Genomic DNA, 24,070 nt, shown 5'->3' with positions numbered 1-24,070 from the left:
GTGCGGCGCGCAGGGCCCCCTACGGACGCCCCTGCGGCGCCTCACCGCCCCGCGGACGCCCCGCGTGCTTCACCGTCCCGCGGACGCTCCGCGGCGGCAGCGGCCCGCAGCCGCCGCGGCCAGCCGGCCCAGGGCCTCGTCCTTGCCGCAGGGATACGCGCCCAGTGCCGCCTGCCGGGCCACGATGCGCCGCTCGGCCCGCATCAGACGCCACCCGCGCCGCACCAGGAACGGCACCGACTTGCGTCCCTCGCGCAGATCCCGCAGCAGCCGTCGCCGGAAGGTCGTCGACGGACGGCCGCGCAGACACAGCGCGTCGGCCAGCAGCCCCAGCTCCTGGCAGCGTTCGACGATGTCCGCCGCGAAGATGCCCTCGGCCACGAACAGGGGCGAACGCTCTATGTGGAACGCCTCCTGGTCCGTGCGGGCGCTGGTGGCGATGTCGTACACCGGCACATCCGTGCGGCCCGTGCGGCACAGCTCCGTGATGGCCGTCACCGCCGCGTCCGCGTCCCAGGACTGCGCGGAGTCCCAGTCGATGTCCGGGCTGCCCGGGACCTGGGGCAGCGAGGGGTCGTCACCCTCCTTGTAGAAGTCGTCCAGACGCAGCACCGGCAGACCGGTGCGGGCGGCGAGGGACGACTTTCCGGAGCCGGAGGGGCCCGCGAGCAGCACGACGCGGGTCGGGATCGGTTGGGAACTCACAGAACAGAAGTGTGAGGCATTGACCCGCGTAGGGGATCCCTCCGAGGTCTTGTTGGTATCGAGCATCACACCTCAACTACTCTGCGCGCACGGACGATCACACATCCGGACCCGATCAGGTGGGAAAATCATGGGACTTCATGCACGCAAGCCCGCACGTCGCGTTCTGCTGCGCGCCGGTCTGACCATCACCGCGATGGGCGCAGCTCTCGGCGCCGGAGCCACGGCGGCCCAGGCGGCGCCGCCGCCCCCCGCCCCCGCCAGCGAGGCCGACAGCGGCTTCGGGGCGATCACCGACGCCGCCGCGCCCGCGCTGACCGGGGCGCTCGGGTACTCGCTCGCCGGGGCCGTCGCGCCCATCACGGACCTTCAGCTCGACCCGCTGGCCGGGACCGGTGTGGACCCGCTGGACAACGCCGTGGGCACCCAGATCGCCGACTTCGCGCCGGTGACCACGGCTATCGTCACCGACCCGCTGACCAGCGGCGGCGCGCTGAACGATCTGCCCGTGGTGGGCGAGGTCAGCGGCTTCATCACCGGCTGATCGCGGGACGGCCACCGGCTTGTCGCGAGCCGACCACCGGCTGATCGCGGGCCGACGGCACGGCGCAGGGCCGCCCCTCGGGTGAAGGGCGGCCCTGCGGGAGTGCGTACCGGGGCGTGAGCGGGTCAGTACGAGGAGCCGGAGGCTCCCAGGGAACCCGTGGGGTGCCAGACCGTCTTGGTCTCCAGGAAGGCCGTCAGCCGGTGCGTACCGGGGTCGGCCGACCAGTCGGTGGGGGCGCCGTCGCCGTCCGCGTCCACATGCTGTGGGCGCAGCACCCGCTTCAGGTTGTCCGCCGCCGCGATCTCCAGTTCCTTCGCCAGCGCCGGGTCGGCGCCCGTCAGGTCGATCGCGTTGACGTCCTGGTGGGAGGCGAGCGGGGCCGCGAGCTCCGCGGTGCGGCCCGACAGGATGTTCACCACGCCGCCCGGCAGGTCGGAGGTGGCCAGCACCTCGCCCAGGGAGAGCGCGGGCAGCGGTGCGTCGGCCGAGGCGATGACCACCGCGGTGTTGCCGGTCGCGATCACCGGGGCGATCACCGAGATCAGGCCCAGGAACGACGACTTCCGCGGCGCGAGGACCGTCACCACACCCGTCGGCTCGGGGGTGGAGAGGTTGAAGAACGGGCCGGCCACCGGGTTCGCCCCGCCGACGATCTGGCCGATCTTGTCGGTCCAGCCCGCGTACCAGACCCAGCGGTCGACGGCCGCGTCCACGACGGCCGCCGCCTTGGACTTCGACAGGCCCTCCGCGTCCGCCACTTCCCGTACGAACTGGTCCCTGCGGCCCTCCAGCATCTCGGCGACGCGGTACAGGATCTGGCCGCGGTTGTACGCGGTCGCGCCCGACCAGCCGCCGAACGCCTTGCGGGCGGCCACCACCGCGTCGCGGGCGTCCTTGCGGGAGGACTGGGGGGCGTTCGCCAGCCAGTTGCCCTTGGAGTCCGTCACCTCGTACACCCGGCCGCTCTCGGAGCGGGGGAACTTGCCCCCGACGTACAGCTTGTAGGTCTTGAAGACACTCAGACGGTTATCGGACATCGAGGTATGCCTCCAGGCCGTGGCGGCCGCCCTCGCGGCCGAAGCCCGACTCCTTGTAGCCGCCGAAGGGCGACGTCGGGTCGAACTTGTTGAACGTGTTGGCCCAGACGACGCCCGCCCGGAGCTTGCCCGCCACCGCGAGGATGCGGGAGCCCTTCTCCGTCCAGATGCCGGCCGAGAGGCCGTACTGACTGTTGTTGGCCTTGGCGACCGCCTCGTCCGGGGTGCGGAAGGAGAGGACGGACAGCACGGGGCCGAAGATCTCGTCGCGGGCGACGGTGTGCGCCTGGGTGACGCCGGTGAACAGCGTCGGGGCGAACCAGTAGCCGGCCGAGGGGAGCTCGCAGGGGGCGGACCAGCGCTCGGCGCCCTCCGCCTCGCCCGTCTCGACGAGCGAGGTGATCCGGGCGAGCTGCTCCGCGGAGTTGATCGCGCCGATGTCGGTGTTCTTGTCCAGCGGGTCGCCCAGGCGCAGCGTGGACAGCCGGCGCTTCAGGGAGTCCAGCAGCTCGTCCTGGATCGACTCCTGTACGAGGAGCCGGGAGCCCGCGCAGCAGACCTGGCCCTGGTTGAAGAAGATCCCGGTGACGATGCCCTCGACGGCCTGGTCGATCGGGGCGTCGTCGAAGACGATGTTGGCGCCCTTGCCGCCCAGCTCCAGGGTGGCCCGCTTGTCCGTACCGGCGATCTGGCGGGCGATGGCCTTGCCGACCGCGGTCGAGCCGGTGAAGGCGACCTTGTTGACGTCCGGGTGCCCGACGAGGGCGGCGCCCGCGTCGCCGTACCCCGTGAGGATGTTGACGACGCCCTTGGGGAGGCCCGCCTGACGGCAGATGTCCGCGAAGAAGAGCGCGGAGAGCGGGGTCGTCTCGGCGGGCTTCAGGACCACCGTGTTGCCGGTGGCGAGCGCCGGGGCGATCTTCCACGCGAGCATCAGCAGCGGGAAGTTCCACGGGATGATCTGGCCGGCCACGCCGAGCGGGCGCGGGTTCGCGCCGTAGCCCGCGTGGTCCAGCTTGTCGGCCCAGCCCGCGTAGTAGAAGAAGTGCGCCGCGACCAGCGGGAGGTCCGCGTCGCGGGTCTCCTTGATCGGCTTGCCGTTGTCGAGGGTTTCGAGGACGGCGAGCTCGCGGCTGCGCTCCTGGATGATCCGGGCGATCCGGAACAGGTACTTGGCGCGCTCGGAGCCGGGCAGCGCGGACCACTTCTCGAACGCCCTGCGGGCCGCCTTGACGGCCCGGTCGACGTCCGCCTCGCCCGCCTGCGCGACCTCGGAGAGCACCTCCTCGCTGCTCGGCGAGAGGGTCTTGAAGACCTTGCCGTCGGCGGCCTCGGTGAACTCACCGTCGATGAACAGCCCGTACGACGGAGCGATGTCGACGACGGAACGGGATTCCGGCGCCGGTGCGTACTCGAATGCAGATGCCATGGGGATCAGTCCACCGTCACGTAATCGGGGCCGGAGTAACGGCCGGTGCTGAGCTTCTGGCGCTGCATCAGCAGGTCGTTGAGCAGGCTGGAGGCGCCGAACCGGAACCAGTGGTTGTCCAGCCAGTCCACGCCCGCGGTCTCGTTCACCAGCACCAGGAACTTGATCGCGTCCTTGGAGGTGCGGATGCCGCCGGCGGGCTTCACACCGATCTGTACGCCGGTCTGCGCCCGGAAGTCGCGCACGGCCTCCAGCATGAGGAGCGTGTTCGCCGGGGTGGCGTTGACCCCGACCTTGCCGGTCGACGTCTTGATGAAGTCGGCGCCCGCCAGCATCCCGAGCCAGGAGGCGCGGCGGATGTTGTCGTACGTGGACAGCTCGCCGGTCTCGAAGATCACCTTCAGGCGCGCGGAGCCGCACTCCGCCTTCACGGCGAGGATCTCCTCGTACACCTTCAGGAAACGGCCGGAGAGGAAGGCGCCGCGGTCGATCACCATGTCGATCTCGTCGGCCCCGGCCGCCACGGCGTCGCGGACATCCGCGAGCTTGACGTCCAGCGCGGCGCGTCCGGCGGGGAAGGCCGTCGCGACGGACGCCACCTTCACTCCGGAACCCGCCAGCGCGGCGACGGCGGTCGCCGCCATGTCGGGGTAGACGCAGACCGCCGCGGTGCGCGGAGCCGTGCGGTCGGTGGGGTCGGGGTTGACGGCCTTGGCGGCGAGTGCCCGGACCTTGCCCGGGGTGTCCGCGCCTTCCAGCGTCGTCAGGTCGATCATCGAGATGGCGAGATCGATGGCGTACGCCTTGGCCGTCGTCTTGATCGAACGGGTTCCGAGGGACGCGGCGCGCGCTTCGAGGCCGACGGCGTCGACGCCGGGCAGCCCGAACAGGAAGCGGCGCAGCGCACTGTCGGACGCGGTCGCGTCGGAGAATGCGGGAGCAGTGGTGGGCATGGTCACCAGATGAGCATATCTACGCGCGTAGCGACATGTACAGGGGCCCCGGCCGACCGCGCCTGTTCGCCGTGCGGCGTGCGCCGGGCGCACGGCCGCCCCGTCGTCGTGGGCTACGGTCAGGCAGAATCGGCCCTATGACGAGCCCCACACCCCCCGCAGAGCCGACCTACGCCGACCGGACCTACCGGTCGGGCGCCGGGCTGGTCAGCGGTGTCCTGCTGCTTCTGCTGGTCGCCGGGCTCGCCGGCGACGCCATGTTCCAGGGGGACGGCCGGGTGCCGTGGGTGGCGCTCGCCGGGCTGCTGACCGCGGTGCCGCTGATCGTGGCGTTCACGCTCCGGCCCGCGGTGTTCGCGAGCGACACGCGGATCCGGATCCGCAACCCGTTCCGGACGGTCGAGCTGCCGTGGAGCGCGGTCGCCGACGTGCGCGCCGGGTACTCCACCGAGCTGATCGCCCAGGACGGCGCCACCTTCCAGCTGTGGGCGGTGCCGGTCTCGCTGCGGGAACGCAAGCGGGCGGCCCGCAAGGCCTCGCGGCAGTCCCTGGACGACCCGTACGGCCGGACCTCGGTGAACGCCGACGTACGCGACAGGCAGGCGCGCGTCGCGGCGGCCGACCAGACCGTACTGGACCTGCGGGATCTGGCCGAGCGGGCGGGCTACGGGGAGAACGGGAAGAGCGGGACGAGCGGAGAGACCGGAGAGACCGGGGCGACCGGGAAGAGCGGGGCGGGCGTGGCGTCCTCGGTGCGCTGGGCGTACGAGGTGATCGCCCCGGCCGCGGTGGGCGCGGTGGCGCTCATCGTGCTGCTCGCCGTGGCGTGACGTGAGGTGACGTGAGGGCGGTGTTCCGGCGGGCACCGGGTTGCCGGGGCGTCGGGTCCGCCGCTCCTCGGTCCGTGAGCGGTGTGTGCCTTCCCGTGGGCCCGCACCCCGGCGTCCGCGCGCCGACCTGCGCGCCCACAGGAAACCGCGTACCGCCGGACCGGGTGATCGTCGGGCGGCGGGCCGTTCCGGTGTATGGCGGACGCCCTACGGACTACATCGCGATGAAAACCGACCGGATGACTGGTTTGCGCCCCCGGTCGCGCCCCCCGCTCAATAAATTGCGCCTGCCGCCCGACTTCCGAAGGGGGCGGCGGGGGGTGGGGCGACATGACGCGTACGGATGGTGCTGATGGTGCCGGCAGAGCGGAAGCGGTACGGGCACGATGTCGGATCGACATCGACACGGACGGGGGATACGGCTGGCGGATGATCGCGCAGAACGGACGCGTGGTCGCGGTGTCCGCCCATGCGTTCGGCGCGTACGGCGACTGCCGTCGCGCCTTCGACGAACTGCGCGAGAGCCACCGGGACCAGACCGGTGCTGTCCAGCACACGCCTTCGGGCAACGGCTGGATCTGGCTGCTGAGGGAAGCGGACGGCCGCGCCACGGCCGTCTCCGCACGGGCGTACGAACGGCACTCGACCTGCCGGGCCGCCTACGAACGGTTCCGCGCGCTCCTCGCCGAGATGGGGGACGTCACCGGAAGTTGCCTTTAGGGCACACCTCATTCACATCTCGGGGCGCACGGGTTCATCGCGTCCCGCGAGCGTCGGCCGCGTGATGACACGAACAAAGGAGCGACCCCCGCCCGCCGGGACACGCACCGGCGCACCGGACGAGCCCGGCGCCGTATCCGAAGTGCCCCGGCGGCTGTACGCGGACCCCGGGCTGCCCGACCGGGTGTTCCGCGCGGTGGCCCGGAGCGGCGGGGGCTTCGTGCTGGCCGTGATGCTCCTGGTCGGCGGATTCCTCCTCTACCGGGCCTGGCAGGCGCTCGAACGGGCCGGCTGGGCGTTCCTCACGACCCAGGCATGGGAACCGGACGCCGGACGGTTCGGTATCGCCGCGGTACTCATCGGCACAGTGCTCATCGCGCTGACCGCCATCACCGTGGCGGTTCCGCTCGCCATCGGCGGCGCCCTCTACATCTCCGAGTACGCGCCGCCGCGGCTGCGCCGGACCCTGATCAGCGTCGTCGACCTGATGGCCGCCGTGCCCTCCGTGGTCTACGGGCTGTGGGGGCTCTTCTTCTTCGAGGGCGCCATCCTGCCCACCGCCCGCTGGATCGCCGCCTACTTCGGGTGGTTCCCGCTCTTCACGGTCGACGGGGCCGACCCCCGCGACCCGCTCGCCCCCGAGACCGTCTACACCTCCTCCACCCTGATCGCGGGCATCGTGGTCGCCCTGATGGTGGCGCCCATCATCTGCTCGGTGATGCGCGAGGTGTTCTCGCAGGCACCCGCCGGAGAGCGCGAGGGCGCGTACGCCCTGGGCGCCACCCGCTGGGGCATGATCCGCAGCGTCGTCCTGCCCTTCGGCAAGGGCGGCATGATCGGCGGCACGATGCTCGGGCTCGGCCGGGCGCTCGGCGAGACCATCGCCGTCTACCTGATCATCTCGCCCGTCTTCGAGATCCAGTGGCATGTCCTGCAGAACGGCACCAGCTCGGTCGCCGCACTGATCGCCCTGCGCTACGGCGAGGCCAGCCCGTTCGGCATGTCCGCGCTGATGGCCGCCGGTCTCGCGCTCTTCCTCATGACCCTCGTCGTCAACTTCGCCGCCTCGTCGATCGTCGCCCGCAGCCGCTCCGGCGCCTCCAGCGACGCCTAGAAGGGTGCCCGCCCGTCATGACACTCGCACCCGAACCGCCGCGGACCGTAGGCGAGTCCGCGTCCGCGTCCATGTCCTTGGCCTCGTCCGCGTCCTCGCGGAAGGGCGTCCCGGAAGCCGCCCCGGATCACGTCGTCCCGGCCGCGTCGCGCACCGTGCTGCCCGCCCGCACCGCCGAACGGCAGCGGGCGGGCGGCGAGGTCCGCCGCTCCCTGAAGCTGACCCGCCCCTCGGACACCTTCGCCCTGGCCGGTGCGGCGGCCGCGGCGCTGAGCGTGACCGCACTGCTCTTCGTCCGCCTGCTGCCGTTCAACGGCGCGGTGGGTTTCCTCTTCGTCGCGTACGTGCTCTTCCTCGGCCTGTACGCGCTGTTGGTCTCGTTCGACGAGGACGGGCCGGCGATCAGGGACCGGCTGGCCGGCATCGTCGTCCGCAGCATGGGACTGGTCATGCTCGTCGCGCTGGCCTTCGTGATCGTCTTCACGCTCTGGGAAGGCCGCAAGGCGCTGCCCCACGGCAACTTCTTCACCCAGGACATGAAGCTCGCGGGCCCGCTGGACGGTCTCGGTGTCGGCGGCATCCTGCACGCCATCGTCGGCACGCTCCAGCAGATCACCCTCGCGCTCCTGGTCACCGTGCCGACCGGGCTGGTCTGCGCGGTGTTCCTCAACGAGGTGCCGGGCCGCTTCGCCCGCTTCGTCCGCACCATCGTCGAGGCGATGACCGCACTGCCCTCGATCGTGGCCGGTTTGTTCATCTACGCGACCGTCATCCTCGCCGTCGGCTTCGACAAGTCCGGGCTCGCCGCCTCCCTCGCCCTGGCCGTGATGATGCTGCCGATCATCATCAGGGCCTCGGACGTCGTCATCCGCCTGGTGCCCGGCACGCTGCGCGAAGCCTCGTACGCGCTGGGGACCTCGCGCTGGCGCACCGTCTGGCACGTCGTGCTGCCCACCGCCCGGTCCGGACTGACCACATCGGTCATCCTCGGCACCGCCCGCGGGGTGGGCGAGACATCGCCGGTGCTGCTCACCGCGGGCTTCACGGCCGAGCTGAACGCCGATCCGCTGTCCGGGCCGCAGGTCTCACTGCCGCTGGCCACCTTCGAGTTCGTCAAGTCGCCCGAGCCCGACATGATCGCCCGCGGGTTCGGCACCGCGGCGACGCTCATGGCGCTGGTGCTGCTCCTCTTCGTGATCGCCCGGCTCATCGGCGGCCGCGATCCGGGGCAGTTGACGAAGGCCCAGACCCATCGGCGGGTCCTCGCCTCGCGCCGCGACTCCGCCCGCTTCACGGCCCGTACCGAAGCCCGCGCCGCGGCTGGTTCCCCGGCCCGTGCCGAAGGCCGTACCGGAGCCGGTGACGAAGGCCGTGCCGACGCCCGTTCCGCAGCTGGCGACGAAGCCCGTTCCGCAGCTGGTGAGGCCACCCGTACGACACCGTCGGGCACCCCGTCCGGCGGCGCCACCACCACACCCGGGAGTACCCCGTGAGACCCGCGACCGTGTCCCGTCTGGCCATGGGGCTGGCCGCGCTGCTCTGCGCGCTGCTGGCCACCGGTCAGCCGCCCGCCCTGGCGGCCTCGTACAGCAAGATCACCGGAGCGGGCTCCACCTGGAGCTCCAACGCGCTCGACCAGTGGCGCCGCAATGTCGCCTCCAACCTCGGGATGACCGTCAACTTCGCGGCCACCGGATCGTCCAACGGCCGTGAGCAGTTCAAGAACGGCACGGTCGACTTCGGCGTCTCGGAGATTCCGTACGGGCTCAAGGAGGGCGGCGTCACGGACGTGCCGCCGAAGCGCGGCTACGCGTACATGCCGATCGTGGCCGGTGGAACCGCGTTCATGTACAACCTCAGGATCGGTGGCAAGAGGGTCACCAACCTGCGGCTGTCCGGCGACGTCCTGGCCAAGATCTTCACCTCGCGGATCACCCGGTGGAACGCGCCCGAGATCAGGGCGGACAACCCGGGCCTGAACCTGCCGAGCCGCCAGATCGTGCCCGTCGTACGCTCCGACGGCTCCGGCACCACGGCGCAGTTCACCACCTGGCTGGCCAAGGAGCAGGGCGCGACCTGGAACGACTTCTGCCGACGGGCCGGGAAGTCCACGCCCTGCGGCATGACGTCGTACTTCCCCAGCGCCTCGGGCTCCTCCCAGATCGCCAAGTCCGGTTCGCTGGGCGTCTCCGGCTATGTGCGGCAGAACCACGCCGAGGGCGCCATCACCTACGTCGAGTACTCGTACGCCATCAAGACCGGCTTCCCGGTCGCCAAGATGCTCAACCGGGCCGGGTACTACGTGGAACCGACCGCCTCCAGCGTCGCCGTGGGGCTGATGGCGGCACGGATCAACAACGACAAGGGGTCCTCCGACTACCTGACGCAGATCCTCGACGGGGTCTACCGCTCGGGCGACCGGCGTACCTACCCGCTGTCCAGCTACAGCTACATGATCGTGCCGACCTCGCTGGACGGCGAGAAGAACCCCATGACGGAGGCGAAGGGCAAGACCCTCGGCGCCTTCGCCAACTACTTCCTCTGCGACGGCCAGCAGCAGGCGGAGGAGCTCGGCTACTCACCGCTGCCCAAGAACCTGGTGCTCGCGGGATTCGACCAGGTACGGCGGATCCCCGGCGCCCCCACCGGCAGGGTCGACATCAACGGCTGCCGCAACCCCACCTTCTCGAAGGACGGCGGCAACACCCTCGCCAAGAACGCGCCGTACCCGAAGGCGTGCGACAAGCGGGGCCCGCAGCAGTGCTCCAACGGCACCGCCGGAGCCAAGAACGAGCAGACCCCGGTGAAGCCCGCGGCACAGGGCTCCAACGGCGGTTCCGGCAAAGGAGGTTCGGGCGGCAGTGGAGGCGCGGGCGGTTCCGGCGGCTCCGGCGGGGCGACCGGCTCCGGCGGCGCGGGAAGCGCCGGTACGACGGGCGGTGCCGACACCGACGGTGACGGCACTCCGGACGCCCAGGAGGCCGCCGCGGGCGGGGGAGGCGCGGTCGACCCCGACACCGGCGAACCGATCGACGACGGCGGCTCCGGCTCCGGTGACGCCTCGGTCGTCGCCAACCCCGTCAATCTCGCGTCCGACGACGCGGTGGGGCTGCGCGGTGCCCTGATGGCGCTGTCCGCCCTGCTGCTCGCCGGTCTGGTCGTCGGCCCGCCGCTCACCGCCCGCGCGCTCGCCGCGCGGTCCCGCCGCAAGGGAGACCTGTCGTGAGACACCCGCGTGCCCGTGTCCGCCCCGGGAGGCGTACGGCCGCCGGTGCCGGAGCGCTCCTCGCCGCCGTACTGCTCGCCCTGGTCCCGCTGCCGAGCGGCGCCGACCAGGCGCGGGCGGCCCAGGCGGCAACCACGGAACAGACGGCACAGACGGCACAGATGGCCAGGACGGCCTCCACGGCACCCACGGCACAGACGGCGCGGGCGGCTTCCGCGGCCCGTGCCGCGGACGCCGGATCGGCCGTCACCAGGAGCGGTACCAAGGGACCGTACGACGACTTCTCCGGCCTCAGGGTGACCGTCCACCAGACCGAGCACCTGCGGGCCCAGGGCGTGAAGGTGACCTGGACCGGCGGGAGGCCGACCCCGCTGGGCGGAAAGTTCGTCAACTACCTCCAGATCATGCAGTGCTGGGGCGACAGCTCCGGCGGCCCCGACCGGGAGAGCTGCGACTTCGGGGCGGTCAGGGCCGGGGGGAGCTACAACGGGAGCCGGGTGCTGCCCGAGGGATGGGACCCGCAGGAGTCCGAATACACGCAGGGCGAAGGCAACTTCAGCCCCTTCGTGCCGTTCCGGCCCGTCACGGGCAAGCCGACCGAGGACGCCTACGACTTCACGTACTTCGGCCCGAACGACTCGAACGCGGAACCCCTGCGCAAGACCCAGCCGGACGGCACCGGCGAGGCGATCTTCGAGGTGCAGACCGCACTCCAGGCCCCCCATCTGGGATGCGGCGAAGTGAGCGGCAGCGGCGGGAAACCGCGCTCGTGCTGGCTGGTCGTGGTGCCGCGCGGAGAGCACGAGACCGAGACGCCGGCCAACGGCAACCTGGACACCTCCCCGCTGAGCCGGTCGAACTGGGACCGCCGGATGGTCTTCCCGCTGCGGTTCGATCCGGTCGGCGAAACCTGCGACCCGGACCGGCCGGAGCGCCGCATCATCGGCTCCGAACTGCTCACCGACGCCGTCTCGTCGTGGCAGACCGTCCTGTGCGACGGCCTGGACGCCCGCTTCACCTTCAGCCAGTCGGGCGAGGACCACGCCCGCTCCCTGATCCGCAACCCCTCGGCCACCTCGCCGGGGATGGCCGTCACGGTCGACCCCGTCGAGACGGCCGAAGGCGCCCCGCCGGTCGTGCACGCCCCCCTCGCGGTGAGCGGGCTGAGCGTGGGATTCCTCTGGGAGCACGCGGGGGCGCCGAACGAGTGGGTGCGCGATCTGCGGCTCAGTCCACGGCTGCTGGCCAAGATGCTGACCCAGTCCTATGTCGCGGGCGTCAGCCTCTGGAGCGTCGACAGCCCGAAGCCGGCGCATCTGGCGGGAAACCCCGAAGCGCTGGTCAGCGATCCGGAATTCGTGGAGCTCAACCCCGCCATGGCGGGCAGAGCGGCCCGCAGCGGTCCGCTCGGAATTGTCGCACCGAGCGAGAACTCCGATACGAGCCGACTGCTGTGGCGCTATCTGCAGTCCGACCGGGACGCCCGCGAATTTCTTTCGGGAAAGCCCGATCCCTGGGGAATGAAACTCAATCCCTTCTACCGGGACATGGCGCTCGACAAAGAGGCCCCGGACTACTTCCCGAAGGCGGACCCGACGGAGACCAGAGCCTCCGCGGGACCCACGGAGTGGGCCGTCTACACCGGTGCCGAGGTCGTGCCGTACGCCGAGAACCTGCACGACGGGGCGCTGCGCGTGCGCCGCGGATACAGCGGTCAGACGACGAACTTCGAGGTCTGCGCCGAGTGCGCCACGGGCGGCAAGCTGACCGGGGAGCGCAGCCCGCAGGGCATGCGCCAGGTGGCCGGACTGGTCGACGCCCCCTCGGCCGACCGCTATCAGCTGGACATCGCTGCCCTGCCGAACGCCGACGGAGAGTTCGTCGTGCCCACCGAGAAGTCCCTGCTCGCGGCCGTCGCGCAGATGAAGGACTCGGTCGTGGCCGGGGTGAAGGCGCCCGATCCGGCACGGGCGAGGAACGGCGCGTATCCGCTGACGGCGGTCGCCTACGCCGCCGCCACCACGGACCAGCCCGCCGCCGCCCGCCGGGACTACGCGCGGATGATCCGGTACGCGGCCGGGGCGGGCCAGACAGTGGGCCTCACCCCCGGACAGCTGCCGCACGGGTACGCCCCCCTGCCCGCGGCGATGCGCGCACAGGCGAGGGACGCCGCGGGCCTGCTGGAACGCGGCGCCGTGACCCCGCCAGGCGCCGGGACGCCGGGCGGCGGCCGGAGCGCCGGACCGGGCGGCGACGGCACCGCGGGCGGTCCGGGATCCGGTGTGGACTCCGGCGGTACGGGGGACGGCGCGGCGGCCGGTGGCGGCTCGGCGGGCGGCCCGGACCCCGACGGATCGCCGGGGACCGCGGCGGGCGCCGACGACGCGTCGAAGGTGGCCGCGACCGCGTCCGGGGGGCTGACCCCCTCGCAGGTCCTCGGGCTGATCCGGTGGGTGCTGCTGGGGGTGCTGATCGCGGGCGGCGCGGCGGCGCTGGCGGGCCCGGTGATGGTGCGGCTGTCGGCCCGGAGGGCGGCGGCCGGCTCCGGCTGAGTCCTCGGCCGACGTCCTCCGTTCGACGTCTCCCGGCCTGGCGCGATTCTCCGGATTCCCCGGATTTCCCCGGATTCCCTGCCCGGCGAATCCGGGGAATCGTGCTGGTCCTCGGGGAATTCCCTTGGTGTCGCCCAGTAAATCCTTACGTAACCTGATCAGCAATTGGATTTGGTGGCCGGAAAGGCCGCTCTGCGGAATTGTTTGCGGTGGCCGGTCGACGGGTCGGCGGTAACAGAATCCGGATTGTACTTGTGCGTCCATTCCTTGCATTCCGTATCCACGGAGGAGAACAGAAGTGAACGTCAAGACTCGTGTTCGTCTGGGTGCCGCTGTCGGCGCCGCCGCTCTCGGCCTCGGCATCATGGCGCCCGTCGCCTCCGCCGACCCGGCCACCCCGACCGACTACCGCGTCCTCGCAGGTGCCGGCTCGGACACGACGCAGGACGTGGTCAACGGTCTCGGTGAGTCCATCGACGGCGGCACGCTGATCGCCTCGTACGACGCGACCGGTTCGAGCACGGTCAAGACCCGGGCGGCCAACTGCGCGCTCACCCGCCCGAACGGTTCCTCGGCCGGCATCAACGCCCTGAACAGCAGCATCGACGCCGCCACCGGCTGTCTGGACTTCGCCCGCTCCTCGCGCGGACCGGCCGCCGCCGGCACCGACCTGACCTGGATCCCGTTCGCGCAGGACCGGGTGACCGTCGCCGTCCGCGGGGACAGCCCGCTCAACGCGAACCTGAACCTCACCACCGCCCAGCTCAAGTCCATCTACGAGTGCACGCTGACCTCGCTCAACGGTGTCCCGCTGACCCCGCTGCTGCCGCAGGCCGGTTCCGGGACGCTCACCTTCTTCCTCGGCGAGATCGGCAACCCCGTCGTGGGTGCCTGTGTCGGCACGATGCAGGAGCACAACGGCGTGCAGCTCGACACCGCGGGCGACATCGCCCCGTACTCCGTCTCCCAGTACAACGCCCAGGTCAGCGGCGCGGTCAACGACCGGCACGGTGCCACCGTGCTCGGCAAGGTCAACGGCGGCGCGTTCAGCCGCGACGTCTACAACGTCGTCCCGACCGCGAAGCTGAACGACGCGACCATCGACGCCACGTTCACCGGTTCCGACTCCAAGGTCTGCGCCGAGACCGACGTCATCGAGTTCTACGGCTTCACCACCATCGCCAACTGCGGCGCGACCGTCCTCAAGGGTGAGCGCTGATCATCGCCACCCCGTAACCGTGCGACAGCCGGGCACCCATCGGGGTGCCCGGCCCCACGGCGTACCCGAAGTCCACCACCACCCCCTGGGGAGAAACGCGATGAATCGCCTCGCACCACGCAGCTCGCCCGCGGCGCTGCTGTTCGGATCACCCGTGGCGCTGCTCGGCGTCTGCGCGCTGCTGTGCGGTCTGGCGGCCGCCGTTCTGGGTCTGTCCACCGAGGCGCACGCCGCGTCGGCACGGATCGGGACGTTCACCCTGGAGCCCGCGGCCGGGAGCATCAAGGACGCCCAGCTCGCCACCTCGGCCACCACGGACGCCGCCTGCCCGGCCCCCGCCGACCCGAAGGCGCCCTACGTCAGGGCCGGGCTCCGCCTGCCCAAGCCGGCCGCCGCGACCGGGGGGCTGGCCTCGTACGCCCTCACCACCTCGGCCGCGGGTGCGCCGCTCGACTCCGGGCCCTTCACCGCCACGCTCCCCGCCGGGGCCTCGCTGGAGAGCGTCCTGCGCAAGTACGTCAAGACCGGTCCGCTGGACGGCACCTACGAGATCCGGCTGCACTGCGACACGGCGACGAGCGTGGGCGCCTTCGACCACTTCTCGGCGAGCGTCCGCGTCACCGGCGAGAACTGGGCCCTGGTCCGGGCGCAGGCAACCACGATGGAGCTGACCGGCCCCGCCACGGCGGCCGGCGCGCCGCTGAAGCTGACGGCGGAGCTCACCCCGGCAGCGGCGGCGGGCCGGGTGAGCTTCGGCGCCGGTACGTCCGCCGCCGGCCCGCTCACCGAGGTTGGAGCGGCGGAGCTGACCGGGGGCAAGGCCGAACTGACCGTCACCGCACCGGCGAAGCCCGGCCTCGCCTACTACAGCGCCACCTTCACCCCCACGGACCCGGAGGCGTTCAGCGGTACGTCGGACCTCCTGGCCGTGACCGTCACGGACGCGGCGCCGAGCCCCGACCCCAGCGCCACCGACCCCACCGGCAAGCCCACGGACGGCCCCACCGAGCCCGCCGACCTCGATGTCACCGACGCCGACGGGAAGCCGCTCGACGCCAACCCCGCCCTGGAAGCCGGCCAGAAGGTCCTGGTCACCGCCCGCGGCTACACCAAGGGCGCCACGGTGAAGGTCACCCTCGCCGACAGCGGTGCCACGCTCACGGACGCGACCGCCGACGCCGAAGGCACCGTCGACGCGTACGCGTTCACCGTCCCCGCCGGGATCGAGGACGGCGACCACACGCTCACCCTCGCCGAGGACAAGGCCGACGGGCACAGCGTCGTCTTCGCCTTCGTCACCGGCGAACAGCCGAGCCCCACCCCCGACCCGAGCGACACCGCGGGCACCGACGACGGCGGTACGACCTCCGGCGGCACGGGCGGTGACGCGGCGGGCGCCGCGGGCGGCGGCTCGGGCGGTTCCGGCGGTCAGTCCGCCGGGCCCCTCGCCTCGACCGGCAGCGAGGCGGGTGCGATCGGTCTCGCCGCCGCCGCGCTGATCAGCCTCGGGGCGGCGATCGTGATCCACGTCCGCCGCAGGGGCCTGCTCACGTTCGGCCGCCCGGCGCACTGACCCACCGGGCCGTCCCGGCGAACCGACCCACCGGGCGTCCGGAGGCGGGCCGTCACCCCCGCCTCCGGACCCCGGGCACCGCCACCACCCCTCCGCAGCCAGGAGCGCAGCCACCGTGACCGTGCTGACCCCGCCACCGCCACCGCCACCGCCCCCGTCACCGTCCACGGCGGCGGCACCCCACGCCCCGGCGCCGGCCGCGCCTCCCGAGCCCCCGGCTCCCACCTCCCCGCCCCCCGCGCCGGCCGCAGCCCGTCCGGGCCTCGCCCTGGCCGGGGCGGCCCTGTGCGTCCTGGCCGCCGTACTCCTCGGCTTCACCGCGAACCTGACGCTCGTCGGCCACCTCCAGCACTCCCGGGACCAGCAGACCGCCTACGACGAGCTGCGCAGGCAACTCGCCCTCGGCACCGCCCCCGTGGGGCAGCGCACCTACGACGGCAAACCCCTCGCGGCGGGCGCCCCGGTGGCGCTCCTGCGCATCCCCGCGCTCGGCCTGCGGGAGGTCGTCGGCGAGGGCACCACGTCCGGGGTGCTGATGTCGGGGCCCGGCCACCGCCGCGACACCCCGCTGCCCGGCCAGGCGGGCACCTCCGTGGTCATGGGCCGCCAATGGGGGTACGGCAGCCCCTTCCACGGCCTGCACAAGCTTCCCGTCGGAGCGACCGTCGAGGTCACCACCGGCCAGACGAAGGCGGTGTACCGGGTCACCGGGGTCCGCCGCCCCGGCGACGCCCTGCCCGCCCGGCTCGGCCGGGACCAGGGCCGGCTCACCCTCATCACGGCGACCGGCGGCCCCTACACACCCGCGGGCGTCCTGCGCGTCGACGCCGCGCTCACCACCCCCGTACAGCCGCATCCGCCCCGCGAGACGCGCAGCGGCTGGATCAGCCCGGCCGAGGAGGCCCTGGCGGGCGAGAGCGGTGCCTGGCTCACCGTCTTCCTCTGGTCGCAGGCGCTGCTGGCGGCCGCGCTGCTCGCCGCCTGGGCGCTGCGTGTCTGGGGCGTCTGGCAGACATGGATCACGGCGGTCCCGGTGCTCGGCGCCCTGGGGATCGCGCTCGCCTCGGCCGCCACCCGTCTGCTGCCCAACCTGCTCTGAGCCGCGCCGAGCCGCTTTCGAACTGCACAGAGCCGCAACGACCTGCAACGAGCCGCTTTCGAGCCGTACATCGCGGCTGCGAGCCGCCGCCGAGCCGGCGCACACCGATCCGCCCCGAGAGCCGAGGAGTCACCCGTCCCATGACCGACCTCATCGACACCGCCGTCCAGCCCCGCACGGTCACCGGACCGGGCGCCGCGCCCCCCGCCCCGGCCGTTGCCCCGCCCCTCGCCGCGACGCTCGAAGCGGACGCGATCTCCGCCTGGTTCGGCGACCACAAGGTCCTCGACCGGGTCTCGCTGACCATGCCCGCACGTCAGGTGACCGCCCTCATCGGCCCCTCGGGCTGCGGCAAGTCGACCTTCCTGCGCATCCTGAACCGGATGCACGAACTGATCGGCTCGGCCTCGCTGGCGGGCCGGGTGCTCCTGGACGGCGAGGACATCTACGACCGGGGCCGTCGGATCACCCATGCCCGCCGCGAGATCGGCATGGTCTTCCAGAAGCCGAATCCGTTCCCCGCGATGTCCCTGTACGACAACGTCCTCGCGGGCCTGAAGCTGAACGGCATCAAGGTGTCCAGGGGCGGGCGCGACGACCTCGTGGAGGAGTGCCTCACCAAGGCGGGCCTGTGGAAGGAGGTCCGGGACCGGTTGCGCCAGCCCGGCGGCGCGCTCTCCGGAGGGCAGCAGCAACGCCTGTGCATCGCCCGGTCGCTGGCGGTACGCCCCCGGGTCCTGCTGATGGACGAACCGTGCTCGGCCCTCGACCCGACCTCGACCCGGCGGATCGAGGAGACCGTCCACGACCTCAAGGACGAGGTCACGATCGTCATCGTCACGCACAACATGCAGCAGGCGGCGCGGGTCTCCGACGGCTGCGCGTTCTTCCTCGCGGAACAGGGCACCCCCGGGCTGATCGTCGAACACGGCCCGACCGAGGACATGTTCGGCTCCCCGCAGGACCCCCGGACCGCCGACTACGTGAACGGCCGCTTCGGATGACGCACCGGCCCCCGTCCCCCGGGAAGGGGAACGGGGGCCGGGGAACGTGCGGGTGCCGGATCAGATCCCGGCGGCGGCCGCCAGGTCCCGCTTGATCCCGGCGAGCAGTTCGGCGCCCCTGGCCCGCGCGGCGGGCAGCTCCCGCGCCGAGCCGACCGGCACCACGACCTCCAGGTAGCACTTGAGCTTCGGCTCGGTGCCGCTCGGGCGGACGATCACCCGGGCGCCCGTCAGGTGGTAGCGCAGCCCGTCGGTGGGCGGCAGCTGCCCGGTGCCCTGGGAGAGGTCCTCGGCCGAGGTGACGGCGAGTCCGGCCAGCGCGGCCGGCGGACGCTCGCGCAGGCGCCGCATGGCGTCCGCGATGACCGACAGGTCCTCGACCCGTACGGACAGCTGGTCGGTGGCGTGCAGCCCGTGGGCGAGGGCGAGGTCGTCGAGGAGATCCAGGAGCGTGCGCCCCTGTTCCTTGAGTACGGAGGCCAGTTCGGCTACGAGCAGGGCGGCCGTGATGCCGTCCTTGTCGCGCACGCCCTCGGGGTCGACGCAGTAGCCGAGCGCCTCCTCGTACCCGTACCGCAGGCCGTCGACTCGGGCGATCCACTTGAAGCCGGTCAGCGTCTCCTCGTAGCCGAGCCCCGCCTTCTCGGCGATCCGGCCGAGCAGCGAGGACGACACGATCGACTCGGCGAAGACACCCGTCGCGCCGCGGTCCACCAGATGGGCGGCGAGCAGCGCGCCGACCTCGTCGCCGCGCAGCATCCGCCAGCCGCCCCCGGCCGTCGTGTCGGGCACGGCGACGGCGCAGCGGTCGGCGTCCGGGTCGTTCGCGATGATCAGATCGGGGCCGGCCCGGCGCGCGGTCGCGAAGGCGAGATCCATCGCGCCGGGCTCTTCCGGGTTGGGGAAGGCGACGGTGGGGAACGCGGGGTCCGGCTCCGCCTGCTCGGCCACGAGCACCGGCTCGGGGAATCCGGCGCGGGCGAACGCGGCCATCAGTACCGAGGTGCCGACGCCGTGCATCGCCGTGTACACGACCCGGGCGGTACGCGGGCTCCCGGCGCCGAGCACGCTGTCCGTACGCGCGAGATAGGCGTCCAGCACCTCCTCGCCGAGCACGTCCCAGCCGGACTCCGGGCGGGGCACGCCGTCCAGCGGGCCGACCGCGTCGATCGCGGCGGCGATCTCGCCGTCGGCCGGGGGCACGATCTGCGAGCCGTCGCCGAGGTAGACCTTGTAGCCGTTGTCGCGCGGCGGGTTGTGGCTGGCGGTGACCTCGACCCCGGCGACGGCGCCCAGATGCCTTATGGCGTACGCCAGGACCGGGGTCGGCAGGGGCCGGGGGAGCACGGCGGCCCGCAGCCCGGCGCCGGTCATCACGGCCGCGGTGTCCCGGGCGAAGTCGGCCGACCGGTAGCGGGCGTCGTACCCGATGACGACGAGCCCGCCCTCCTGCCCGTGCGCCTTGAGGTAGGCGGCGAGGCCCGCCGCGGCGCGGATCACGACGGACCGGTTCATCCGCATCGGCCCGGCCCCGATCTCGCCGCGCAGTCCGGCGGTGCCGAACTGGAGCGTGCCCGCGAAGCGCACGGCGAGCTCGTCGAGATCCCCGGCGTCGATGAGCCGTCCGAGCTCGTCACGGGTCTCGGGGTCCGGGTCCTCGGCCAGCCAGGTCCTGGCCTGCGCGATGAGGTCGTGCTGCACGGGGTCCGCCTCTCTGGGGTGTACGGGGGGGGGGGGGGGGGGGGGGGGGGGGTACGGGGGTGTGGGGGAGCGGGGCCGGTCCGGCGCCCGCTCAGATCCGGTCCAGCACCCGCGCCAGCAGCGCCCCCATGCGGGTCGCGGAGTCGCGCCCCGCCTGGAGGACCTCTTCGTGGTTGAGCGGCTCGCCGGACAGCCCGGCGGCGAGGTTCGTGACGAGCGAGAGGCCCAGCACCTCCGCCCCCGCCTCCCGCGCCGCGATGGCTTCGAGGACGGTGGACATGCCGACCAGGTCGCCGCCCATGACCCGGACCATGTTGATCTCGGCCGGGGTCTCGTAGTGCGGGCCGGGGAACTGCACGTACACACCCTCTTCGAGGGTGTCGTCGATCTCCTTGCACAGCGCGCGCAGCCGCGGCGAGTACAGGTCGGTCAGATCGACGAAGTTGGCGCCGATGATCGGGGACGCCGCCGTGAGGTTGATGTGGTCGCTGATCAGCACCGGCTGGCCGGGGCGCATGCCCTCGCGCAGGCCGCCGCAGCCGTTGGTCAGAATCACGGTCTTGCAGCCCGCGGCGACCGCCGTACGGACCCCGTGCGCGACGGCGGCGACGCCGCGGCCCTCGTAGTAGTGCGTACGGCCGAGGAAGACCAGCGCGCGCTTGTCGCCGATCCGGTACGAGCGGATCGTGCCGCCGTGGCCCTGGACGGCGGGCGCGGGGAAGCCGGGCAGCTCGGTCACCGGGAACTCGGCCTCCGGAGCGCCGAGCGCGTCGCCCGCGGGAGCCCACCCGGAGCCCATGACCAGGGCGACGTCGTGGGTGTCGGCGCCGGTCAGCTCGCGCAGACGGGCGGCGGCCCCGGCAGCGGCGGCGTGCGGGTCGCCCTGGATGTTGTCCGGAATAACTGATGCGTTCACGCGGATGAGCGTAACCGCTGATTCCCTACGCGCGTAGATGCTCATGCGCAGAGTCTGTCCGATCGTGTTCGTACTTTCGTACGAAAACGGGCTGCCGGAAGGGTTTTTCGGGGTTTGACGGGCGCGGAAGGCGGGCCGGCCGGGGCTCAGCAGGGGCGCTTGCGCAGCTCCATCACATAGTCGTGCGGGGCGCCCGCCGACTCCGCGGCATCGGCCAGTTCGCCCAGATAGCGCGCCGAGGGCAGCCCGCCCTCGTACCCGTTCAGCACATACATCCAGGCCGGCTCCTCGCCGTCCAGGGTGTGCACCCGCACGCGCATCCGCCGGTGGATGTCGAGCCCGACACCCTCCCAGCGGTCCATGGAGTCCTCGTCCATCGGCGCGAGGTCGTACAGCGCCACGAAGACCTGGGAACGCGGCGCCTCCACCACGGTGGCCAGCGAGCCCTCCCAGCCCATTTGCTCCCCGCCGAACGTCAGCCGCCAGCCGTTGAGCCAGCCGGTACCGCGCAGCGGCGAATGCGGGGCGCGGCGCGTCATCAGCCGCGCGTCGAGGTTGCCGGCGTACGCGGCGTAGAGCGACATGTGGTCGAGGGTACGGGAGGTGGCCGCGGGAGCGCCGATTCCGGTGAGGAAGCCCCCGGTCGGGGAGCTGTCGCCGTGCGGCGACAGCCCTCTCTCCCGTATGGAGGGCCCCGGGGCGAAGCACTTTGGCGCGTGCGGGACAATGGAGTACGTACTGCATTCCCCCGGGGCGATCCCCCGGACCCCCGGCCGGGGCGGCAGACGGCCGTGGGATGACACCACGCGAGGCGGACTTTTCGTGACCCGGATCGTGATCATCGGCGGCGGCCCCGGCGGCTACGAGGCGGCACTGGTGGGCGCCCAGCTCGGCGCGGAGGTGACCGTCGTCGACTGCGACGGCCTCGGCGGAGCCTCGGTACTCACCGACTGTGTGCCCTCGAAGACCCTGATCGCGACGGCAGAGGTGATGACCACCTTCGACTCCTCGTACGAGGAGCTGGGCATCATCGTCGCCGACGACACGCCGCACCTCGAACAGGCGGCGCGCGTGGTCGGCGTGGACCTCGGCAAGGTCAACCGACGGGTCAAGCGCCTCGCGCTCGCCCAGTCCCACGACATCACCGCCTCCGTCACCCGCGCGGGTGCCCGGGTCATGCGCGGCCGGGGCCGGCTCGAAGGGCTCCAGGCCGCCGACGGCTCCCGCCAGGTCGTCGTGACCGCCGCCGACGGTACGGAGGAGCGGCTCACCGCCGACGCCGTACTGGTCGCGACCGGCGGCCACCCCCGGGAGATCCCGGACGCGCTCCCCGACGGCGAGCGCATCCTGAACTGGACCCAGGTCTACGACCTCGACGAGCTGCCCGAGGAGCTCATCGTGGTCGGCTCCGGTGTCACGGGCGCCGAGTTCGCGGGTGCCTACCAGGCACTCGGCTCGCGCGTCACCCTCGTCTCCTCCCGCGACCGGGTGCTGCCCGGTGAGGACCCGGACGCCGCCGCCGTCCTGGAGGACGTCTTCCGGCGCCGGGGCATGAACGTCATGGCCCGCTCCCGCGCCCAGTCCGCGAAGCGGGTCGGCGACCGGGTCGAGGTCACGCTCGCCGACGGCCGGGTCATCTCCGGTTCGCACTGTCTGATGGCGGTCGGCGCGATCCCGAACACGGCGGGCATGGGCCTGGAGGAGTCGGGGGTCCGGCTCAAGGAGTCCGGCCACATCATGACCGACCGGGTCTCCCGCACCAGCGCCCCCGGCGTCTACGCGGCCGGTGACGTCACCGGGATCTTCGCGCTCGCCTCGGTGGCCGCGATGCAGGGCCGGATCGCGATGTACCACTTCCTCGGCGACGCGGTGGCTCCGCTGAACCTGAAGACGGTCTCCTCGAACGTCTTCACGGACCCGGAGATCGCCACCGTCGGCTACAGCCAGGCCGACGTCGACGCGGGCAAGATCGACGCCCGCGTGGTGAAGCTGCCGCTGCTGCGCAACCCGCGCGCCAAGATGCAGGGCATCCGGGACGGCTTCGTCAAAATATTCTGCCGCCCCGGCACCGGCATCGTGGTCGGCGGCTGCGTCGTCGCACCGCGCGCCAGCGAGCTGATTCATCCGATCTCGCTTGCTGTCGACAACAACTTGACGGTGGAACAGATCGCAAAGGCTTTCACCGTGTACCCGTCCCTGTCGGGATCGATCGCGGAAGTGGCCCGGCAGTTGCACACCCGTAAGCTCACGGGCGAGGCGTAGAACCCGGCAATCCCCGGCAACCGCTGTCAACTCAGGCGTACCGGGCGCACCCCGTGATCACTTCGGGACAACAACGAGGCCGCCTATATCACTTGGCGGCCTCGTCTGTGTACAACTTCTGCTATTCGGCGCAAACTGCTGAAAACTCACGGGCAGCCAGGTTACTGTCAGTTTCGTGTTCGCTGCAGAACGTCGTCAGTTGATCCTCGAAATGGTGCGCGCCAACGGGGCGGTATCGCTCCGTGAGCTCGCCCGCGTCGTCCAGACCTCCGAAGTGACCGTACGGCGGGACGTGCGGGCGCTGGAGGCAGAAGGACTCCTCGACCGCCGGCACGGCGGTGCGGTCTTGCCGGGCGGTTTCACGCGCGAGTCCGGCTTCCCGCAGAAATCCCATCTCTCCACCGCGGAGAAGACGGCCATCGCCGATGTGGCGGCCGGTCTCGTCGGCGAGGGCGAGGCCATCGTGGTCGGCGCCGGTACGACCACGCAGGAGCTGGCCCGCCGGCTCGCGCGGGTCCCCGGTCTGACCGTGGTCACCAACTCGCTCCTGGTCGCCCAGGCGTTGGCCCATGCCAACCGGGTGGAGGTCGTGATGACCGGCGGCACCCTGCGCGGGAGCAACTACGCCCTCGTGGGCAGCGGGGCCGAGCAGTCCCTCCAGGGGCTGCGGGTCTCCCGGGCATTCCTGTCCGGGAGCGGTCTCACGGCCGAACGGGGCCTGTCCACCTCCAACATGCTCTCGGCGAGCGTCGACCGCGCACTGGTGCAGGCCGCCGCGGAGGTGGTCGTCCTGGCGGACCACACCAAGCTGGGCTCGGACACCATGTTCCAGACGGTGCCGACGGACCTCATCACCCGGCTGGTCACGGACGAACCACCGCTCCACGACGAGCGCGCCGCCACCGAACTGCAGGCCCTGGCGGACCAGGGCGTGGAGATCACGGTGGCGGGGCCGGAAGCGGGCGCCCCCGGCGGGGACGGTGTGCCATCGGGACGTCAGCCCCGGCGCGACATGCCGCTGCCGGGGCAACGCCGTACGCAGAACGGCGGGCTGGGCTCGCCCCTGCGCAGTGCCGCGGCCATGACGGACCAGGGCGAACGGGCCCGGGTGGCGGACCTGCGCCGCCGCTGATTCCTCAGGGCCCGCCGACATCCCGGGCCCAGGTCGGCACCTCGGGCCCCG

General features: G+C 72.2%; 20 protein-coding genes. 13 read left to right on the top strand and 7 right to left on the bottom strand.

Going from position 1 to position 24,070, the window contains the following annotated elements; all coding sequences use genetic code 11:
* Window positions 1-69: 69 nt before the first annotated feature.
* Window positions 70-771, bottom strand: a complete 702-nt coding sequence (locus OG413_RS05110; protein WP_266803223.1) for a uridine kinase — start codon at window positions 769-771, stop codon at window positions 70-72.
* Window positions 772-835: 64 nt separating this feature from the next.
* Between OG413_RS05110 and OG413_RS05105 the strand changes: the two genes are divergently transcribed.
* Entirely contained in the window at window positions 836-1,249 is a 414-nt protein-coding gene (locus OG413_RS05105; RefSeq protein ID WP_266803222.1) for a hypothetical protein, read from the top strand.
* A gap of 125 nt (window positions 1,250-1,374) precedes the next feature.
* Here OG413_RS05105 and OG413_RS05100 read toward each other — a convergent pair whose 3' ends face one another.
* The 3 genes from OG413_RS05100 to deoC are packed head-to-tail and all read right to left on the bottom strand — an operon-like array spanning window position 1,375 to window position 4,671.
* Window positions 1,375-2,289 (bottom strand): aldehyde dehydrogenase family protein, encoded by a 915-nt coding sequence (locus OG413_RS05100; protein ID WP_266803221.1) that lies wholly within the window; start codon window positions 2,287-2,289, stop codon window positions 1,375-1,377.
* Complete coding sequence (locus OG413_RS05095) at window positions 2,279-3,718, bottom strand: aldehyde dehydrogenase family protein (RefSeq protein WP_266803220.1); 1,440 nt, start codon at window positions 3,716-3,718, stop codon at window positions 2,279-2,281. Before OG413_RS05095 ends, OG413_RS05100 begins: the two co-directional genes overlap by 11 nt.
* A gap of 5 nt (window positions 3,719-3,723) precedes the next feature.
* Window positions 3,724-4,671, bottom strand: a complete 948-nt coding sequence (gene deoC, locus OG413_RS05090) for a deoxyribose-phosphate aldolase (RefSeq protein WP_266809891.1) — start codon at window positions 4,669-4,671, stop codon at window positions 3,724-3,726.
* Window positions 4,672-4,808: 137 nt separating this feature from the next.
* On the opposite strand from deoC, the gene OG413_RS05085 reads away from it, so the two are divergent.
* From OG413_RS05085 to OG413_RS05040, 10 genes are all read left to right on the top strand, one after another.
* A complete protein-coding gene (locus OG413_RS05085; protein ID WP_266803219.1) occupies window positions 4,809-5,501 on the top strand; it encodes a PH domain-containing protein in 693 nt (230 codons plus the stop codon).
* 330 nt (window positions 5,502-5,831) lie between these two features.
* Complete coding sequence (locus OG413_RS05080; RefSeq protein ID WP_266803218.1) at window positions 5,832-6,221, top strand: hypothetical protein; 390 nt, start codon at window positions 5,832-5,834, stop codon at window positions 6,219-6,221.
* Between the two features lie 64 nt (window positions 6,222-6,285).
* Window positions 6,286-7,335 carry a phosphate ABC transporter permease subunit PstC gene (gene pstC / locus OG413_RS05075; protein ID WP_266809890.1) on the top strand — a complete coding sequence of 350 codons (1,050 nt, stop codon included), beginning with the start codon at window positions 6,286-6,288 and terminating at the stop codon, window positions 7,333-7,335.
* A gap of 17 nt (window positions 7,336-7,352) precedes the next feature.
* Complete coding sequence (gene pstA / locus OG413_RS05070) at window positions 7,353-8,828, top strand: phosphate ABC transporter permease PstA (RefSeq protein WP_266803217.1); 1,476 nt, start codon at window positions 7,353-7,355, stop codon at window positions 8,826-8,828.
* Window positions 8,825-10,561, top strand: coding sequence for a phosphate ABC transporter substrate-binding protein PstS (gene pstS / locus OG413_RS05065; protein ID WP_266803216.1), 1,737 nt, complete (start codon window positions 8,825-8,827; stop codon window positions 10,559-10,561). Before pstA ends, pstS begins: the two co-directional genes overlap by 4 nt.
* Window positions 10,558-13,113 (top strand): hypothetical protein, encoded by a 2,556-nt coding sequence (locus OG413_RS05060; RefSeq protein WP_266803215.1) that lies wholly within the window; start codon window positions 10,558-10,560, stop codon window positions 13,111-13,113. The genes pstS and OG413_RS05060 overlap by 4 nt, the downstream gene beginning before the upstream one ends.
* A gap of 298 nt (window positions 13,114-13,411) precedes the next feature.
* Entirely contained in the window at window positions 13,412-14,332 is a 921-nt protein-coding gene (locus OG413_RS05055; protein ID WP_266803214.1) for a hypothetical protein, read from the top strand.
* Between the two features lie 100 nt (window positions 14,333-14,432).
* Window positions 14,433-15,905: a hypothetical protein gene (locus OG413_RS05050; RefSeq protein ID WP_266803213.1), complete on the top strand. Its 1,473-nt coding sequence runs from the start codon at window positions 14,433-14,435 to the stop codon at window positions 15,903-15,905.
* A gap of 115 nt (window positions 15,906-16,020) precedes the next feature.
* Complete coding sequence (locus OG413_RS05045) at window positions 16,021-17,004, top strand: sortase (RefSeq protein WP_266803212.1); 984 nt, start codon at window positions 16,021-16,023, stop codon at window positions 17,002-17,004.
* Window positions 17,005-17,144: 140 nt separating this feature from the next.
* A complete protein-coding gene (locus OG413_RS05040; RefSeq protein WP_266803211.1) occupies window positions 17,145-18,008 on the top strand; it encodes a phosphate ABC transporter ATP-binding protein in 864 nt (287 codons plus the stop codon).
* Between the two features lie 60 nt (window positions 18,009-18,068).
* On the opposite strand, the gene OG413_RS05035 is transcribed toward OG413_RS05040, so the two are convergent.
* The 3 genes from OG413_RS05035 to OG413_RS05025 form a co-directional block, all read right to left on the bottom strand.
* Entirely contained in the window at window positions 18,069-19,709 is a 1,641-nt protein-coding gene (locus tag OG413_RS05035; protein ID WP_266803210.1) for a phospho-sugar mutase, read from the bottom strand.
* A gap of 91 nt (window positions 19,710-19,800) precedes the next feature.
* Window positions 19,801-20,625, bottom strand: a complete 825-nt coding sequence (locus OG413_RS05030) for a purine-nucleoside phosphorylase (protein WP_266803209.1) — start codon at window positions 20,623-20,625, stop codon at window positions 19,801-19,803.
* 146 nt (window positions 20,626-20,771) lie between these two features.
* On the bottom strand, window positions 20,772-21,209 hold the full coding sequence (locus OG413_RS05025) for a gamma-glutamylcyclotransferase (RefSeq protein WP_266803208.1): 438 nt from the start codon (window positions 21,207-21,209) through the stop codon (window positions 20,772-20,774).
* Window positions 21,210-21,447: 238 nt separating this feature from the next.
* Here OG413_RS05025 and OG413_RS05020 point away from each other — a divergent pair, with 238 nt between their 5' ends.
* Together OG413_RS05020 and OG413_RS05015 are read left to right on the top strand one after the other, a co-directional pair.
* A complete protein-coding gene (locus OG413_RS05020) occupies window positions 21,448-22,887 on the top strand; it encodes an NAD(P)H-quinone dehydrogenase (protein WP_073718186.1) in 1,440 nt (479 codons plus the stop codon).
* A gap of 175 nt (window positions 22,888-23,062) precedes the next feature.
* Window positions 23,063-24,019, top strand: coding sequence for a DeoR/GlpR family DNA-binding transcription regulator (locus OG413_RS05015; RefSeq protein ID WP_266803207.1), 957 nt, complete (start codon window positions 23,063-23,065; stop codon window positions 24,017-24,019).
* Window positions 24,020-24,070 lie beyond the last annotated feature (51 nt).

Source organism: Streptomyces sp. NBC_01433, from assembly GCF_026340105.1.
Taxonomy (GTDB): Bacteria; Actinomycetota; Actinomycetes; order Streptomycetales; family Streptomycetaceae; genus Streptomyces.
This window is presented reverse-complemented; position numbering and strand designations above follow the sequence as displayed.